Origin of the sequence: Variovorax sp. 22077 (assembly GCF_052044195.1) — a bacterium.
GTDB lineage: Bacteria > Pseudomonadota > Gammaproteobacteria > Burkholderiales > Burkholderiaceae_C > Variovorax > Variovorax atrisoli.
Genome location: NZ_JBQEQC010000001.1, coordinates 418,714 through 436,446 on the forward strand (window position 1 = coordinate 418,714; position 17,733 = coordinate 436,446).

The 17,733-nt window shown below is 67.9% G+C and carries 14 protein-coding genes; 13 read left to right on the forward strand and 1 reads right to left on the reverse strand.

Translation table 11 applies throughout. From position 1 onward, the window contains the following. The first annotated feature begins 33 nt into the window (after positions 1-33). From ACTJLF_RS01855 to ACTJLF_RS01875, 5 genes are all read left to right on the forward strand, one after another. On the forward strand, positions 34-975 hold the full coding sequence (locus tag ACTJLF_RS01855; RefSeq protein WP_019652831.1) for a CysB family HTH-type transcriptional regulator: 942 nt from the start codon (positions 34-36) through the stop codon (positions 973-975). Between the two features lie 155 nt (positions 976-1,130). Further along, complete coding sequence (locus ACTJLF_RS01860; protein ID WP_132750915.1) at positions 1,131-2,297, forward strand: pyridoxal phosphate-dependent aminotransferase; 1,167 nt, start codon at positions 1,131-1,133, stop codon at positions 2,295-2,297. Between the two features lie 33 nt (positions 2,298-2,330). Continuing rightward, positions 2,331-2,726, forward strand: coding sequence for a hypothetical protein (locus tag ACTJLF_RS01865; RefSeq protein WP_019652833.1), 396 nt, complete (start codon positions 2,331-2,333; stop codon positions 2,724-2,726). Next, positions 2,723-3,181 carry a DUF3592 domain-containing protein gene (locus tag ACTJLF_RS01870; RefSeq protein ID WP_440882386.1) on the forward strand — a complete coding sequence of 153 codons (459 nt, stop codon included), beginning with the start codon at positions 2,723-2,725 and terminating at the stop codon, positions 3,179-3,181. Before ACTJLF_RS01865 ends, ACTJLF_RS01870 begins: the two co-directional genes overlap by 4 nt. A 98-nt stretch (positions 3,182-3,279) precedes the next feature. Further along, complete coding sequence (locus ACTJLF_RS01875) at positions 3,280-3,438, forward strand: DUF3309 family protein (protein WP_019652835.1); 159 nt, start codon at positions 3,280-3,282, stop codon at positions 3,436-3,438. A gap of 124 nt (positions 3,439-3,562) precedes the next feature. Here ACTJLF_RS01875 and hrpA read toward each other — a convergent pair whose 3' ends face one another. Beyond that, positions 3,563-7,345: an ATP-dependent RNA helicase HrpA gene (hrpA, locus tag ACTJLF_RS01880; RefSeq protein ID WP_440882427.1), complete on the reverse strand. Its 3,783-nt coding sequence runs from the start codon at positions 7,343-7,345 to the stop codon at positions 3,563-3,565. Positions 7,346-7,862: 517 nt separating this feature from the next. Here hrpA and ACTJLF_RS01885 point away from each other — a divergent pair. From ACTJLF_RS01885 to prmB, 8 genes are all read left to right on the forward strand, one after another. Continuing rightward, a complete protein-coding gene (locus ACTJLF_RS01885; RefSeq protein ID WP_440882387.1) occupies positions 7,863-9,830 on the forward strand; it encodes an AAA family ATPase in 1,968 nt (655 codons plus the stop codon). 90 nt (positions 9,831-9,920) lie between these two features. After that, positions 9,921-11,267 (forward strand): amino-acid N-acetyltransferase, encoded by a 1,347-nt coding sequence (argA, locus tag ACTJLF_RS01890; RefSeq protein WP_019652838.1) that lies wholly within the window; start codon positions 9,921-9,923, stop codon positions 11,265-11,267. Between the two features lie 35 nt (positions 11,268-11,302). Next, entirely contained in the window at positions 11,303-11,941 is a 639-nt protein-coding gene (locus ACTJLF_RS01895; protein WP_132799002.1) for a LysE family translocator, read from the forward strand. Positions 11,942-12,027: 86 nt separating this feature from the next. Continuing rightward, positions 12,028-13,248, forward strand: coding sequence for a succinyldiaminopimelate transaminase (dapC, locus tag ACTJLF_RS01900; RefSeq protein ID WP_440882388.1), 1,221 nt, complete (start codon positions 12,028-12,030; stop codon positions 13,246-13,248). A 46-nt stretch (positions 13,249-13,294) separates the two neighbouring features. Beyond that, the gene (dapD, locus tag ACTJLF_RS01905) at positions 13,295-14,128 is read left to right on the forward strand and encodes a 2,3,4,5-tetrahydropyridine-2,6-dicarboxylate N-succinyltransferase (protein ID WP_126181699.1); all 834 of its coding nucleotides are present in this window, start codon (positions 13,295-13,297) and stop codon (positions 14,126-14,128) included. A 165-nt stretch (positions 14,129-14,293) separates the two neighbouring features. Then, on the forward strand, positions 14,294-15,442 hold the full coding sequence (locus ACTJLF_RS01910; RefSeq protein WP_019652842.1) for a PilT/PilU family type 4a pilus ATPase: 1,149 nt from the start codon (positions 14,294-14,296) through the stop codon (positions 15,440-15,442). A 122-nt stretch (positions 15,443-15,564) separates the two neighbouring features. After that, complete coding sequence (gene dapE, locus ACTJLF_RS01915) at positions 15,565-16,746, forward strand: succinyl-diaminopimelate desuccinylase (RefSeq protein ID WP_132799006.1); 1,182 nt, start codon at positions 15,565-15,567, stop codon at positions 16,744-16,746. Then, complete coding sequence (gene prmB / locus ACTJLF_RS01920; RefSeq protein WP_132750909.1) at positions 16,743-17,624, forward strand: 50S ribosomal protein L3 N(5)-glutamine methyltransferase; 882 nt, start codon at positions 16,743-16,745, stop codon at positions 17,622-17,624. The genes dapE and prmB overlap by 4 nt, the downstream gene beginning before the upstream one ends. Positions 17,625-17,733: the final 109 nt, after the last annotated feature.

The following is a 17,733-nucleotide window of genomic DNA, read 5'->3' on the forward strand; positions in this document are numbered from 1 at the left end:
CATAATGAATTCCGCAATAAGACGGAATTTGATATGAATCTGCATCAGTTCAAGTTTGTTCAGGAAGCCGTGCGGCGCAACCTGAACCTCACCGAGGCGGCCAAGGCACTGCACACCTCGCAGCCCGGGGTATCCAAGGCCATCATCGAGCTCGAGGAGGAACTGGGCGTCGAGATCTTCGCGCGCCACGGCAAGCGGCTGAAGCGCGTCACCGAGCCGGGCCAGCACGTCATCGCCAGCATCGAGCTGATCATGCGCGAGGTGGGCAACCTCAAGCGCATCGGCGAGCAGTTCAGCGCGCAGGACAGCGGCACCCTCTCCATCGCCACCACCCACACCCAGGCGCGCTACGTGCTGCCGGTGCCCGTGGCCAACCTGCGCGAGGCCTATCCCAAGGTCAACGTGAGCCTCCACCAGGGCTCGCCCGACCAGGTGGCGCGCATGGTGATCGACGAGATCGCCGAGATCGGCATCGCCACCGAGTCGCTCGACGGCTACGCCGAACTGGTGACCCTGCCCTGCTACGAATGGCAGCACGTGCTGGTGCTGCCCAAGGACCATCCGCTGGCCTCCAAGGAGCGCATCACGCTGGAAGACCTGGCGAGCGAGCCGATCATCACGTACCACCCCTCGTTCACCGGCCGCACGCGCATCGACCACGCCTTCGCCCAGAAGAAGCTCACGCCGCGCATCGCGCTCGAAGCCATCGACTCCGACGTGATCAAGACCTACGTGCGCCTCGGGCTGGGCGTGGGCATCGTGGCCGAGATGGCGGTGCGCGACGAGTCGAACGCCGACCTCGTGGTGCGCCCGATGGGCCATGTGTTCGGCCAGAATATCGCGCGGGTCGCGTTCAAGCGCAGCGCCTACCTGCGCAATTTCGTGTTCAAGTTCGCCGAGCTGCTCTCCGACCGCCTCGACCGCAACCTGATCGCGAAGGCTCTCAGCGGCCACCAACAAGACTACGAGCTGTAATAGGACCTCCCCCAGTCTTCGCGCACTTCGTGTCGCTTCGCCAACCCCCTCCGGGGGCGACACCAGCGGCCCGGCAAAGCCGGTTCCGCGGTGTCCCTGGAAGGGAGCGAGGACGGACGACAGGCTGGCGCAAGAACAACTGAAACCACGACATCATGAGCACGTCACCACGCACGCCCGACATCGTCACCAAGCTGCCGGCCGTCGGCACCACCATCTTCACCGTGATGTCGGCGCTGGCCGCGGAGAAGAACGCGGTCAACCTGGGCCAGGGCTTCCCGGACTTCCACTGCGATCCGAAGCTGCTGGAAGACGTGACGGCCGCGATGGCCGCGGGCCACAACCAGTACCCGCCGATGCCCGGCATTCCGGCGCTGCGCGATGCCATCTCGGCCAAGATCGCGGCGCAGTACGGCCATACCTACAGCGCGGCGGCCGAGATCACCGTCACCGCCGGCGCCACGCAGGCGATCATCACGGCCATCCTCGCCGTGGTGCGCCCGGGCGACGAGGTGATCGTGCTGGAGCCCTGCTACGACAGCTACGTGCCCAACATCGAGCTGGCCGGCGGCAGCGTGGTGCGCGTGCCGCTGGTGCCTGGCACCTTCCGGCCCGATTTCGACAAGATCGCCGCCGCGCTCACTCCACGCACGCGCGCCATCATCATCAACACGCCGCACAACCCGAGCGCCACGGTATGGACCGAGGCCGAGATGCGCCAACTCGAGGAACTGCTCGCGCCCACCGACGTGTTCGTGATCAGCGACGAGGTCTACGAGCACATGGTGTTCGACGGTGCCCGCCACGAGAGCGTGGCGCGCTTTCCGGGGCTGGCCGCGCGCAGCTTCATCGTCAGCAGCTTCGGCAAGACCTACCACGTCACCGGCTGGAAGGTCGGCTACGTGGCCGCGCCCGCCCCGCTGATGGCGGAGTTCCGCAAGGTGCACCAGTTCAACGTGTTCACCGTGAACACGCCGATGCAGCATGCGCTGGCTCAGTACATGGCCGAGCCGAAGCCCTATCTCGAGCTGCCGGCCTTCTACCAGCGCAAGCGGGACCTGTTCGCCGCCGGCCTGGCCGAGAAGACCCGCTTCAGGCTGCTGCGCAGCGAAGGCAGCTACTTCCAGTGCGTGGACATCTCGGCGGTGAGCGACCTGTCCGAAGCCGAGTTCTGCCTGTGGCTCACGCGCGAGATCGGCGTGGCCGCCATCCCGCTGTCGGCCTTCTACGGCAACGGCTTCGACCAGCGCGTGGTGCGCTTCTGCTTCGCCAAGAAGGACGAGACACTGCTCGCGGCGCTGGACCGCCTCGCACGCCTCTGACGGCTGCGGCTCGATGACCGCAGCCACCGCCCGATGCCCATCGCGATGAACAGGCCGCGCCGGGTGCTTCTGGCGCTTGCGCTCTCGTTCGTCGCGGCGGGCGTGCTTTCGCCCGTCGTGCCGCAAGTGGCCGGCAAGTCCTACTCGGCCATCGACGTTGCCCACGCCCTGCTCATCGGGGCGCTCAGCTACACGTGGTGCCGCGCCGAGGGGCTGGAGCGCGGCGGCGCACCGCCAGGGCGCTCGGCCTTGCTGGCGGGCCTCTTCCCCATTCTCGGCGTGCCGATCTATTTCTTCCGCACCCGTTCCTTCGCCAAGGCGCTCGTGGCGACGCTGGCGGCCGCCGCCTTCCTCGTCGCCTGCACCGTGCTGTCGGGCCTCTGCGCCATTGCGAGCGCAGCCCTGCTCGGAAGGTCCCTGCCCACATGAAGAACAACCCCGTTGCCATCCTGAGGCTCGTTTTCGGTGCGGTCGCCTTGGTGCTGTGCGCGGTCGCGTGGCTGCTGCACCACAACACGGCGTCCTTCATCGCCTCGGCCAGCCGCACGCAGGGCGAGGTGATGCGGCTGCTCTACGTCGAGAGCTCCGAGCGCCACGAATCGGGAGGCACCTGGAAACCGCTGGTGCGCTTCAGGGCGCCCTCGGGCGAGATCATCGAGTTCGCGCCGTCGAGCAGCAGCAGCCCGCCGGCCTACAAGGTCGGCGAGAAGGTCGATGTGTTCTTCGACCCGAACGACCCGCAGGACGCCATGCTCGACGGCTTCTTCTCGCTGTGGGGTGGTGCGCTCATCACGGGCGGGCTGGGCCTGGTTTTCCTGCTGGTGACGGCGGTGCTGCTGTTCGTGCCTGCAACCGCGCCGGCAAGGCGCCGACGCCCACGGTAGGACGCCGCCTGACCACCGGAGGCGCTGCCTTCCGGCGACACGCGCGACATGGCAGGGCGAGCATGACAGCTCATTGCAACAACGCCCTGGAGACCCTTATGTCGCTCTCGTTCATTCTGCTGATCATCCTCATCCTGCTGCTGATCGGCGCACTGCCGAGCTGGGGCTACAGCCGCTCCTGGGGCTACGGACCCAGCGGCGGCCTCGGCCTGGTGGTGGTGATCGTGGTGATCCTGGTGCTGATGGGACGCATATAGGCCTCTCAGCCATCGCGTCCCGGCCATAGGAAGCCAAGAAAAAGCCCGCGCAAGCGGGCTTTTTCTCGTCCCAGTCGTCCCAGTCGTCCCAGTCGTCCCAGTCGTCTCAGTGGTCTCAGTGGTCTCAGGCCTGCAGCTGGGCCCAGGCCTTGTCCAGCCTCTTCACGCTCACGGGCTGCGGCGTGCGCAGCTCCTGCGCGAAGAAGCTCACGCGCAGTTCCTCCAAAAGCCACCGGAATTCGAGCATGCGCTCGTCCACCACGCCCTTGCGCTCCGCCACGAGGCGCCAGTAGCGCTGGTCCTGGGGCTTCAGCTCGGCGAGCTTGCTCGCGTCGCGCGCGGGGTCGGCACGCAGCTTGTCGAGCCTCAGCACGATGGCCTTGAGATAGCGCGCGAAGTGCTGCAGCTGCGTCCACGGCGCGTCGGCGATGAAGCGCTTGCCGACCAGGCGCTGCAGCTGCTGGGCGGCATCCTGCACGGCTTCGGGCTGGATCTTGGTGTCCTTGATCTTGCGCGCGGCCGCGGCGTACTCGACGAGGACCGCGCCGGCCAGCCGCGCCACCTCGTTGGCGATCAGCGTGAGGCGGCCGCGCCCTTCCTCCAGCCGGCGCTTGAACGCCTGTTCGTCGGTGGGCAGCGGGTCCTGCAGGAACGCACGGTCGATCGCCACGTCGATGATCTGCGTGCGCAGTTCCTCCGACGTGCCCAGTGGCATGTATGCGACCGACATCTTCTGCAGGTCGGGGATGTTCTTCTCGAGGTACTTGAGCGCGTCCTTGAGCTGCAGCGCGAACAAGCGGCGCAGGCCGGCGCGGTGCTTGGCTGCCGCCACGGCGGGCTCGTCGAACACCTCGATGGTCACGGCGTCGCCTTCGTCGCGCAGTGCCGGAAAGCCGATCAGCGACTGCGAACCGCGGCGCACTTCCATCAGTTCGGGAAGTTCGCCGAAGGTCCAGGCGGTGTAGCGCTGTCCGGCCGGCAGCGCGGCAGGCGCGTCCGCGGCCTTGGCGGCGGGCTTCGAACGCGGGTCCGGCGCCGTCGCGGCAGCCTTCTTCTCCGGTGCCGCCTTGATGTTCAGGCCTGCCAACGCCTGGAAGGCTCCTCGCGCCTGCGCACCCAGTTCGGCCTTCAGCGCGCCGAGGTTGCGCCCCATGCCCAGCTGCCGGCCGTGCTCGTCGACCACGCGCAGGTTCATGAACAGGTGCGCAGGCAGCATGTCGAGCTTGAAGTCGGCGCGCTTGACATCGATGCTGGTCATCTCGCGCACGCGCTTGAGCAGCACGTCGGTCAGCGAGCCGGCGCCGAATACCTCGGGGGCCGACAGTTCTTCCGCCAGCTTCGAGGCCGACTCGGGCAGCGGCACCAGCCGCGAACGCGGACGCTGCGGCAGGCTCTTGAGCAGGGCCTGGATCTTGTCCTTGAGCATGCCCGTCACCAGCCATTCGCAGCGCTCTTCGCTGACCTGGTTGAGCACGAAGAGCGGCACGCTGACGGTGAGGCCGTCCTTCGCATCGCCGGGTTCATGCAGGTAGCTCGCGGCGCAGTCGACGCCGCCCAGCCGCAGCGTCGGCGGGAAGGACTGCGTCGTGATGCCCGCCGCCTGGTGGCGCATGAGTTCGTCGCGCGTCAGGTAAAGCAGGCGCGGCTGCTCCTTCGAGGCCTGGCGGTACCAGTTCTCGAACGTGATGCCGCTGGCGACATCGGGCGGAAGCTGGGCGTCATAGAAGGCGAAGATCAGCTCGTCGTCGACCAGCACGTCCTGCCGGCGCGACTTGTGCTCCAGCCCTTCCACCTCGCGCACGAGCTTGCGGTTGGCCTGCAGGAACGGGAATCTGCTTTCCCACTGCCCGCCCACCAGCGCCTCGCGGATGAAGATCTCGCGCGCGGCAACGGGGTCGACCCGCGTGAAGTCCACGCGCCGGCCGCTGTACACCACCAGGCCATAGAGCGTTGCGCGCTCCAGTGCCGACACCTGCGCGCCCTTCTTCTCCCAGTGCGGATCGAGCAGCTGCTTCTTCAGCAGGTGCCCAGCCACCTCTTCGAGCCACTGCGGCTCGATGTTGGCGATGCCGCGTCCGAAGAGGCGCGTGGTCTCGACCAGTTCGGCCGCGACGATCCAGCGCCCGGGCTTCTTCTTCAGGTGCGCGCCGGGGTGCTTGTAGAACTTGATGCCCCGCGCGCCGAGGTAGGCCTCGTCGTCCTCCAGCTTCCAGCCGATGTTGCCCAGCAGGCCCGACAGCATCGACATGTGCAGCGCCTCGTAGCCGGCGGGCTGGGCATTGATGCGCCACTTGTGCTCGGTGACCACCGTGAGCAGCTGCGAATGGATGTCGCGCCACTCGCGCACGCGGCGGATGTTGATGAAGTTCTGGCGCAGCAGCTGCTCGTACTGGCGGTTGCTCAGCTTGTGGGTGTCTCCATGCCCGCCGCGCGCGTCCGCGATCCACTTCCACAACCGGAGGTAGCCGCTGAACTCGCTCTTCTCGTCGTCGAACTTCGCATGCGCCTGGTCGGCCTGCTGCTGTGCGTCCATCGGCCGGTCGCGCACGTCCTGCACGCTGAGGGCCGACGCGATGACGAGCACTTCCTCGAGTGCCCCCCGCGAACGGGCCTCCAGGATCATGCGGCCCACGCGCGGGTCGAGCGGCAGCTTCGACAGCTCGGCGCCGGTGGGCGTGAGCTCGTTGGCGTCGTCGACCGCGCCCAGTTCGTTGAGCAGCTGGTAGCCGTCGGCGATGGCGCGCGGCGACGGCGCCTCCAGGAACGGGAAGCGCGCCACGTCGCCCAGGCGCAGCGACTTCATGCGCAGGATCACGCCTGCGAGCGAGGAGCGCAGGATCTCGGGATCGGTGAAGCGCGGGCGGCTTTCGAAGTCCTTCTCGTCGTAGAGGCGGATGCAGATGCCGTTCGCCACCCGGCCGCAGCGGCCCGCGCGCTGGTTGGCGGCCGCCTGGCTGATCGGCTCGACCAGCAGCTGCTCGACCTTGCTGCGGAAGCTGTAGCGCTTGACGCGGGCGGTACCGGTGTCGATCACGTAGCGGATGCCCGGCACGGTGAGCGAGGTCTCCGCAACGTTGGTGGCCAGCACGATGCGCCGGCCCGTGTGGCCGTCGAAGATGCGGTCCTGCTCGGGGCCAGAGAGCCGCGCGAAGAGCGGCAGCACCTCGGCGCTGCGCAGCAGCGGCTGGTGGCTCAGGTGGCGGCGCAGATGGTCGGCCGCCTCGCGGATCTCGCGCTCGCCGGGCAGGAAGACGAGGATGTCGCCCGCGTTGTGCGGGTCGCGCCAGAGCTCGTCGACCGCGTCTGCGATGGCGTCGTTCAGGTCGTGCTCTCGCGATTCCTCGAAGGGCCGGTAGCGCTGCTCCACCGGATAGGTGCGGCCCGAGACGAAGATCGTGGGCGCCGGCCCCTTCGCCGAGGCGAAGTGCTGCGCGAAGCGGTCGGCGTCGATGGTGGCCGAGGTGACGATCACCTTCAGGTCGGGCCGGCGCGGCAGGATCTCTCGCAGGTAGCCCAGCAGGAAGTCGATGTTCAGCGAGCGCTCGTGGGCCTCGTCGATGATGAGCGTGTCGTAGGCCTTCAGCAGCGGATCGGTCTGCGTCTCGGCCAGCAGGATGCCGTCTGTCATCAGCTTGACGGAGGCGTCGCGCGAGAGGCGGTCCTGGAAGCGCACCTTGAAGCCGACCACGTCGCCCAGTGGCGTCTTCAGCTCCTCTGCGATGCGCTTGGCCACCGAGCTCGCGGCGATGCGGCGCGGCTGCGTGTGGCCGATGAGCCGGCCCTTGCCGGGCTCGGCGTTGAGCTTGCCGCGGCCCAGCGAGAGGGCGATCTTCGGCAGCTGCGTGGTCTTGCCCGAGCCCGTCTCGCCGCAGACGATCACGACCTGGTGCGCCGAGATGGCGTCCATGATCTCCTCGCGCCTGCTCGATACAGGAAGCGATTCGGGGAACTCGATGCGAAGGGGTGTGGTGGTCGTCAAGGCAGGAAGCAGTCGTCGGCGGCACTCGCCGGTTGCGCGCAGGAGCGAAGGAGCCGGCAGGCAGGCAAACCGTCGATTATCGGCGCCCACCACGGTTGTTGCACGGCATCCACAACGTTCGGCCTGATTGCGGCGAGATCGCGACACGATCCGTAAATAGTCTTTACTCGATTGCAAACCGCTACTACGATCGCGTCCATGTCCTACCGCCTTGCCCTCACCACCTTGCGCCGTCGCTGCGCAAGCCGCGCGCCCCGTGCGCTCGGAAGGGTCAAGTTGCCCCGCCCGGCCTGAAGCCCGCGCCCTCGACATCGTCGGCGCGCTTCGCAGACCGAAGCGCCGCGACCGACTCCCACAGCGTCGAGCCTGCCGCCCCCTGCCCGCCTTTCGTGGCGAAGCGGCGGCTGCATTCCTCCGTTCCTGTCAGATACCCAAGAAGAAAAACATGTCCAAAGACATCCGAAACCCACTGCATGCCGAGCTCGCCGAGCGCACTCGCCACCTGCAGACCGTCGCCGAAGCGCTGAAGACCGAGCTCTTCGGCATCGACGACATCATCGATCGCGTGATCGACTCGATCCGCGCCTGGTACGTGCTGCCGCAGCTCATCAGCCGCCCGGTCATCGTCTGCCTCTGGGGCCTCACCGGCACCGGCAAGACTCAGCTGGTGCGCAGGCTCGCACAGCACCTGGGCTTCTACGACCGCTTCATCGAAGTGCAGATGGACGGCTTCAGCCACGGCTCGGGCTATCACAGCCGCGGTTCCATCTCCGCCATGCTGGCCGAGTCGGGCATCGCCGAGGGCACGCCCGGCATCCTGGTGCTGGACGAGTTCCAGCGCTTCCGCACGGTCGACAACGGCGGCCATGACGCCAAGGTCGAGCGCTACCAGGACGTGTGGGCGCTGCTGTCCGACGGCCGCCTGCCGCCCGCGCTCTCGATGCTCGGCGAGATCGAGTCATCGCTGGCCTATGCCGAGTACACGCAGGACCGCGACGGCTCCGACAAGAAGAAGTACGACAAGAAGCGCAAGCTGCACCTGTCGCCCTGGGAGGCGCGCGAGGTGAAGCGCTGCCTGAAGCTGTCGGAGACGCTGCTTCAGATCATGGCCTGGAAGCCCGCCGAGGTGAACGCGCGCCTGCGCGCCTTCCGCGACACGCAGCAGGGCTGGGAGACCGACTACAGCAAGCTGCTGGTGTTCGTCTCGGGCAACCTCGACGAGATGTACGCCGAGACGGCGCAGCGCGTCGAGGACTGCGACACCGACGCCGACATCTTCCACGAGCTGACGAAGAAGCTCTCCGTCATCGACGTGAAGAAGGCCCTGGCCGAGCGCTTCCGCCCCGAGCAGATCGCACGCCTGGGCAACAACCACGTGATCTACCCCTCGTTCGACCGCGCGACCTACGTGCGCCTGATCCTGTCGATCTGCGACCGCTACGTGGCCGAGATCCAGGAGAGCTCCGGCGTGCGCTTCGTGCTCGACGCGAGCGTGTACGAGCAGATCTATGCCAACGCCGTGTTCCCGGCGCAGGGCACGCGTCCGCTGTTCTCGTCGATCCACGCGATCCTGAGCGCCACGCTGGTCAACGCCGCGCTGTGGGCGCTGGAGCAAGGCGCCAACGGCAGCGAGCCGGTGTGGCTCTCGCTGGACGGGGGCGTGTCGGCCATCGCGGCGAAGTACCGCAAGGCGCGCCGCCAGTTTCCGGTGGCGCTGGAGCTGAATCGCCTCAAGCAGCGTTCGAGCGAGGACTTCCGCGCCCTGCTCGCGGTGCACGAGGCCGGCCACGGCGTGGCGTACGGCCTGCTCTTCGGCCGCGCGCCACAGGAGATCAAGATCAACGTGGCCTCGTTCGAGGGCGGCTACAACAGCTACGAGCAGCGCAAGGCCTGGTCGAAGGAGAACCTGCGCGACCGCATCTGCGTGGGCCTGGCCGGACGCGCCGCGGAGCGGCTGGTGTTCGGCGAACAGGCCTGCACCTCGGGCGCCACGCAGGACTTCATGCAGGCGACCGCCTATGCCGCGCAGTACGTGCGCCACTTCGCCTTCGGCACGCGTCTGAGCCGCACCGACGTCGCCAACGACCCGAACGACAACGTCAACACAGACGTGGAAGCCACCAACCCCGAGATCGAGGCCCTGCTGGCGCAGGAGCACGAGCGCGCGCTGGCGCTGCTGGAGGCGCACGTGCCGGCGCTGATGGCGGTGGTCGATGCGCTGCTGCGCGACGGCTCCATCGCGCCGGCCGAACTGGCTGCGATGCTGGGGCTGCCCGCTCCGGGCTCGGACGAGGCCCACGGGGCGACCGACGCCTACGCGGCGCTGCTGGCGGGCTTCCGTGCCCGACACGAAGGGCCGCCGCCACCGTCGGCGCCCGCCGCCGCGGCCCGCGTACTGCGCGCGATCGCCTGATCCGTCCGTCCGGCCCGCCTGGCTCGACCGATCCGCAGGGGTCGGATCGAGTCAGGCAGACCGCCTTTCATGAATGCACAATCACGCCCCATGTCCACCGTCTTCAATTTCACCTTCGTGCCCTGGTTCCGCTCGGTCGCACCCTACATTCACACGCACCGCGGTAAGACTTTCGTGGTCGGGCTCGCGGGCGAAGCGATCGCTGCCGGCAAGCTGCAGAACATCGCGCAAGACCTGGCGCTGATCCAGAGCATGGGCGTCAAGATCGTGCTGGTGCACGGCTTCAGGCCGCAGGTCAACGAACAGCTCGCGGCCAAGGGGCACGAGGCGAAGTATTCGCACGGCATCCGCATCACCGACGAAGTGGCGCTCGACTCCGCTCAGGAAGCCGCCGGCCAGCTGCGCTACGAGATCGAGGCGGCCTTCAGCCAGGGCCTGCCCAACACGCCGATGGCCGGCTCGACCGTGCGGGTGATCTCGGGCAACTTCATCACCGCGCGGCCGGTGGGCGTGGTCGACGGGGTGGACTTCAAGCATTCGGGCCTGGTGCGCAAGGTGGACGCGGCCGGCATCCGCCGCACGCTGGATTTCGGCGCCATGGTGCTGATGTCGCCCTTCGGCTTCTCGCCCACGGGCGAGGCCTTCAACCTGACGATGGAAGAGGTCGCCACCAGCGTGGCCATCTCGCTGCAGGCCGACAAGCTGATCTTCCTGACCGAGATTCCCGGCATCCGCATCGACAGCGAGCTGCCCGAGAGCGAGGACAACCCCATCGACACCGAGCTGCCGCTGGATGCCGCCGAGAAGCTGCTGGCCTCGCTGCCCCCGCCGCAGAAGCCCACCGACACCGCCTTCTACCTGCAGCACTGCGTGAAGGCCTGCAAGGCGGGCGTGGAGCGCAACCACATCCTGCCCTTCGCCCTCGACGGCTCGCTGCTGCTGGAGGTGTACGTGCACGACGGCGTCGGCACGATGGTGATCGACGAGAAGCTCGAGAGCCTGCGCGAGGCCTCGGTGGACGACATCGGCGGCATCCTGCAGCTGATCGAACCCTTCGAGCGCGACGGCACGCTGGTCAAGCGCGACCGCACCGAGATCGAGCGCGACATCCACCAGTACACGGTGGTCGAGCACGACGGCGTGATCTTCGGCTGCGCGGCGCTCTACCCCTACCCCGAGGCGCGCACCGCCGAGATGGCCGCGCTCACGGTGTCGCCGCAATCGCAGTCGCAGGGCGACGGCGAGCGTATCCTCAAGCACATCGAGCACCGCGCCAAGGCCATGGGGCTGGAGAGCATCTTCGTGCTCACCACCCGCACCATGCACTGGTTCCTCAAGCGCGGCTTCCAGCAGGTCAACCCCGACTGGCTGCCCGAGGCCCGCAAGCGCAAGTACAACTGGGACCGCAAGAGCCTGGTGCTGGTCAAGAAGATCTAGCCGCACCCCGCGCGGATACCAAGGAGAAATCCACGATGACGCTCGCCACCGCCCTGCTCTTCGCCATCGTGGCCTTCGCCGCCATCGCCACGCCCGGGCCGACGGTGCTGCTGGCGCTCAGCAACGGCTCGCGCCACGGCGTGCGGCGAGCGCTGCCGGGAATGCTCGGGGCGGTGCTGTCCGATTTCGTGCTGGTCGGCGCCGTGGCGCTCGGACTGGGCGCCCTGCTGGCTGCGTCGGAATTCTGGTTCTCGATGCTGAAATGGGTAGGCGCGATCTATCTGGCCTGGCTGGGCCTGCGCATGCTGCGCTCCAGGGGCGGCCTCCACCTGCCGGCGGCCGATGCGGCACCCTCGGCCGCGGCGGGCGAGAGCCGGCGGATCTTCCTCAAGTCATTCCTGGTGGCGGTGACCAACCCCAAGGGCTACATCTTCTGCTCGGCGCTCCTGCCGCAGTTCATCGACCCTTCGGGGGCCCAGGCGCCGCAGTACATCGTCATCGCCCTGATCTTCGCGGCGCTGGACATGACGGTGATGCTGGCCTACGCCTTCGTCGGCGCCCGGGCGATCCGGCTGCTGACCGTGTCGGCCACCCGCTGGATCGACCGCGCCTGCGGCGGCATGCTGCTGGCGCTGGCCGGCTCGCTGGCCTTCTACCGGCGCAGTGCCGCCTGAGAGCGGCCGCGTCCGCTCCTGCCACCGGCCCGCGCGAGTAGCCGTTTCGCCGGGAGCGGTAACACCTGTCACCGATAATCCCGGCCATGAATCCCCTGCTTTCCCGGTTGCAACCCTACCCCTTCGAGCGGCTGAAGCAGCTGTTCGCGGGCGTCACGCCCAACCCCGAGTTCACGGCCATCAGCCTGGGCATCGGCGAACCCAAGCACGCCACGCCGGGCTTCATCAAGGATGCACTGAGCGCCAGCCTCGGCGCGCTGGCCGCCTACCCCGCCACCGCCGGCGACCTGAAGCTGCGCACCGCCTTCACCGACTGGCTCAAGACCCGATACAGCCTCTCGCTGGACCCGGCCTCACAGGTGCTGCCCGTCAACGGCTCGCGCGAGGCGCTCTTCTCGCTGGCCCAGACCGTGGTCGACCCGACCGCCTCGCCCAAGCCCGTGGTGCTGTCGCCCAATCCGTTCTATCAGATCTACGAAGGCGCGGCCCTGCTCGCCGGCGCGGAGCCGTACTACGTGCCCAGCGTGCCCGCGCGCAACTTCGCGGTCGACTGGGACAGCGTGCCCGAAGACATCTGGGCCCGCACGCAGCTGGTGTTCGTCTGCTCGCCGGGCAATCCCACCGGCGCGGTCATGGCGCTGGACGAATGGAAGAAGCTCTTCGCGCTTTCCGACCGCCACGGCTTCGTGATCGCCGCCGACGAGTGCTACAGCGAGATCTACTTCCGCGACGAGCCCCCGCTCAGCGGCCTGGAGGCCTCGGTGAAGCTCGGGCGGCCCGACTTCCGCAACCTGATCGCGCTCACATCCCTGTCCAAGCGCAGCAACGTGCCCGGCCTGCGCAGCGGCTTCGTGGCGGGCGACGCGGCCATCATCAGGAAATTCCTGCTCTATCGCACCTACCACGGCAGCGCCATGAGCGGCGCCGTGGCCGCGGCCAGCATCGCCGCCTGGGGCGACGAGTCGCACGTGGTCGACAACCGCGCCCAGTACCGCGCCAAGTTCGCGGCGGTCACGCCGCTGCTGGAGCCGGTGCTCGATGTGCGGCTGCCCGATGCCAGCTTCTACCTCTGGGCCGGCGTGCCCGAAGTGTGGGCTGGGGACGACGAAGCCTTCGCCCGCGCCCTGTACGCTCAATACAATGTGACGGTTCTGCCGGGGAGCTATCTGGCGCGCCAGACGACGTACGGCGCGCACAGCGTCAACCCCGGCCGGGGCCGCATCCGCATGGCGCTTGTGGCCGAAACGGCCGAATGCGTGGAGGCCGCACTGCGCATCGTGCGCTTCTGCAAGGACGCCCGCCCCTGATCCGCTTCGCTTGACCCCTGCCCCCATTTTTCACCCGAGACTCTCCATGACCCAGCAACTGCAACAAATCATCGACGCCGCGTGGGAAGACCGCGCCAACATCTCGGTCGCCTCCTCGACGGCCGAAGTGCGCGACGCCGTCGAGCACGTGATCACCGAACTCAACAACGGCAAGCTGCGCGTGGCCACCCGCGAAGGCGTGGGCAAGTGGACCGTGCACCAGTGGATCAAGAAGGCCGTGCTGCTGTCGTTCCGCCTGAAGGACAACGAACAGATCCAGGCCGGCTCGCTCGGCTTCTACGACAAGGTGCCCACCAAGTTCTCGCACCTGTCGGCCAACGAGCTGAAGGAATCGGGCGTGCGCATCGTGCCGCCGGCCGTGGCCCGCCGCGGCAGCTACATCGCCAAGGGCGCGATCCTGATGCCCTCGTACGTGAACATCGGCGCCTACGTGGGCGAAGGCTCCATGGTCGACACCTGGGCCACCGTGGGCTCGTGCGCGCAGGTCGGCGCCAACGTGCACCTCTCCGGCGGCGTGGGCCTGGGCGGCGTGCTGGAGCCGCTGCAGGCCAACCCGACCATCATCGAGGACAACTGCTTCATCGGCGCGCGCTCCGAAGTCGTCGAAGGCGTGATCGTCGAAGAGAACTCGGTGCTTGGCATGGGCGTGTACATCGGCCAGAGCACCCCGATCTTCAACCGCGACACCGGCGAGATCTCCTACGGCCGCGTGCCGGCCGGCAGCGTGGTCATCAGCGGCAACCTGCCCAAGAAGACCAAGTCGGGCCAGGACTACAGCACCTACGCCGCGATCATCGTGAAGACGGTCGACGCGCAGACGCGCTCCAAGACCAGCCTCAACGACCTGCTGCGCGACTGAACCTGGCACACCCCATGCTGCGCGCACTTCGTGTCGCTTCGAACGCCCCCTTGCAGGGGGCGACGCCAGCGGCCCGGCAAAGCCGGTTTTGCGGCGTTCTCCGCGAAGAACACGTTCTGCACGCAGCTCACGAATGATTCCAAGAGCACCCGAGGAGAGAGACCGATGAACATGATGGAACGGCTTCTTCGTCTGATGGCCGAACGCAAGGCATCCGACATCTATCTCTCGGCCCACTCCCCGGTGCTGATCCGCATCAACGGCAACTGCCTGCCCGTCAATGCGCAGGTGCTGCCGCCCACGGCGCCGCTGGCGCTGCTGTCGGAAGTGGTGCCCGCCGCGCGCATCCAGGAGCTGGAGAGCACGGGCGAGCTCAACATGGCCGTCCACCTCGAGGACGCCGGCAACTACCGCATCAGCGCCATGCGCCAGCGCGGCACCTACGCGGTGGTGGTGCGGCACATCGCCCCACGGATTCCGAGCTTCGAAGAGCTGAACCTGCCCGACATCCTGAAGACGCTCGTCATGGAGCGGCGCGGGCTGATCCTCATGGTCGGCGCCACCGGTGCCGGCAAGACCACCACGCTGGCCTCGATGCTCGACTACCGCAACGAGCACGCCAGCGGCCACATCCTCACGGTCGAGGAACCGATCGAGTTCACCTACACCAACAAGAAGTCCGTGGTGAACCAGCGCGACGTGGGCAGCGACACCACCTCGCTGCAGACGGCGCTGAAGAACGCGCTGCGCCAGGCGCCCGACGTGATCCAGATCGGCGAAATCCGCGATCGCGACACCATGTCGGCCGCCATCGCCTACGCGCAGTCGGGCCACCTGTGCGTGGCCACGCTGCACGCCAACAACAGCTATCGCGCGCTGAACCGCATCCTGAGCTTCTATCCCGTCGAGGTGCGCCCCACGCTGCTGGGCGACCTGGGCGGTGCGCTGCGCGCCATCGTGTCGCAGCGCCTGCTGCGCACGCCGACCGGCGGGCGCGTGCCTGCGATGGAGGTCATGCTCAACACCGCGCTGGTGGCCGAGCTGATCGAGAAGGGCGACTTCTCCGGCGTGAAGGAGGCCATGGAGAAGTCGATGGCCGAAGGCTCGCAGACCTTCGAGGAAGACATCGCCCGCCTCGTCATCGAAGAGCGCGTCACCCGCGAAGAGGGCCTGTCGCAGGCCGACTCCCCCACCAACCTCATGTGGCGCCTGCAGAACCGCGCGGCGCCCAAGCAGCATGTCGACGACCGCCACCTGACGGATCAGGTCGACGAACCCACCTTCACCGACATCACGCTAGACGTCAAATTCTGACTCTCCCCCAAGGCTTCGCGCACTTCGTGTCGCTTAGCCGCCCCCTCGCCGGGGCAACGCCCGCGGCCCGGCAGCGCCGGTTCCGCGGGGTTCCTGGAAGAGTCCCCCTCCTTTCCTGTGCCATGTCCCGAACTCTCCAGCTAGCCGAACAACTCATCTCGCGCCCTTCCGTCACTCCCGACGACGCGGGCTGCCAGCAGATCCTCGGCGAGCGGCTGGCGCGGCTGGGCTTCACGCTGGAGACGATCGAGAGCGGCCCCGCCGACTTCCGGGTGACCAACCTCTGGGCGGTGCGCCGCCCCAAGGACGCGAAGGCCGCCACCCGGACGCTGGTGTTCGCCGGCCACACCGACGTGGTGCCCACCGGCCCCGTCGAGCAGTGGACCAGCCATCCCTTCACGCCCACGCACCGCGACGGCAAGCTCTACGGCCGAGGCGCCTGCGACATGAAGACGTCGGTCGCGGCCTTCGTGACCTCCATCGAAGACTTCCTGCAGGCAGTGCCAGAGCCACAGCTCACGCTCGCCCTGCTGCTCACGAGCGACGAGGAAGGCCCGGGCGTGGACGGCACGGTGGTCGTCTGCAACGCACTGGCCGCGCGCGGCGAGACCGTCGACTACTGCATCGTCGGCGAACCCACGGCCGTGGAGCGCTGTGGCGACATGATCAAGAACGGCCGTCGCGGCACCATGAGCGGCAAGCTCACGGTCAAGGGCGTGCAGGGTCACATCGCCTATCCGCACCTGGCGAAGAACCCGGTCCACGCGGTCGCACCCGCGCTGGCCGAGCTGGTGGCCATCAACGCTGCCGGCGGCTGGGACGCGGCGAGCAACCCGTACTTCCAGCCGACCAGCTGGCAGATCAGCAATTTCCACGCGGGTACCGGCGCGAGCAACGTGATCCCGGGCAGCGCGGTGATCGACTTCAACTTCCGCTTCTCGACCGAATCGACGCCCGAGTCGCTGCAGCAGCGCGTGCACGCCGTGCTCGACGCGCACCAGGTCGACTACACGCTGGCCTGGACCATCGGAGGCCTGCCCTTCCTGACCACGCCGGGCGAGCTGGTGGAGGCCGTGCAGGGCGCCATCCGCGATGAAACCGGCATCGAGACCGAGCTGTCGACCAGCGGCGGTACGAGCGACGCGCGCTTCATCGCCAAGATCTGCAGGCAGGTGGTCGAGCTCGGCCCGGTGAACGCCAGCATCCACAAGATCGACGAGCACATCGAAGTGGCCGAGATCGAAACGCTGAAGAGCATCTACCTGCGCGTCTTGAAGCGGCTGGACGCCGCGCTCGCCGGATGAGCACCGTCATCGAACTCATCGAGGCGGGCGCGAAGCGGCTGGAAGAAGCCGGCGTGGCCTTCGGCCATGGCACGGCCAACGCCTTCGACGAAGCCGCCTGGCTGGTGCTGTGGCGCCTGAAGCTGCCGCTGGACGACCTCGACGGCGTGGCCGACAAGCCCGTGTCGCCCGCCGACGCAGGCAAGGTGGCGGCGCTCATCGACGAACGCATCTCGACGCGCAAGCCCGCCGCCTATCTCACCAAGGAAGCCTGGCTGCAGGGCGTGCCCTTCTACGTGGACGAGCGCGCCATCGTGCCGCGCAGCTTCATCGCCGAGCTGATCGCCGAGGGAACCATCGACTACTGGCTGGGCGAACACACGCAGCGCGTGCTCGACCTGTGCACCGGCAACGGCAGCCTCGCGGTGCTGGCGGCGCTCACGTACCCGGAAGTGACGGTCGACGCTGCGGACATCTCGCTGCAGGCGCTGGAGGTGGCGGCCATCAACGTCACCCGCCACGAGCTGGACGCGCGGGTGAGGCTGGTCGAGTCGGACGGACTGAAGAACCTGCCCGGTCCCTACGACCTGGTCCTGTGCAACCCGCCCTACGTGAACAGCGCCAGCATGGCCGCCCTGCCCGCCGAATACCGCGCCGAGCCCGAGCTGGCACTGGCCGGCGGTGCCGACGGCATGGATTTCGTGCGCCAGCTGTTCGCCGACGCGCCGTCTCGCATGAGCGAGCGCGCGGTGCTGGTGCTGGAGATCGGCAACGAGCGCGAGTACTTCGAGGCCGCCTTTCCGCAGCTCGAAGTGTTCTGGCTCGAAACCTCGGCCGGCGAAGACCAGGTGCTGCTGGTCACGCGCGACGCCCTCGTGGCCGGCGCCGGCGTGCGTTAGCTGCGCCCGCCCGAGCCCTCCCCTTTCTGCCGCTTTCCCGCAGCCACTGGCTGCGCAACTCCATTCACCGGGCGATCGATGCCGATTTCCCCGCGCCTTTGCCCCTTTT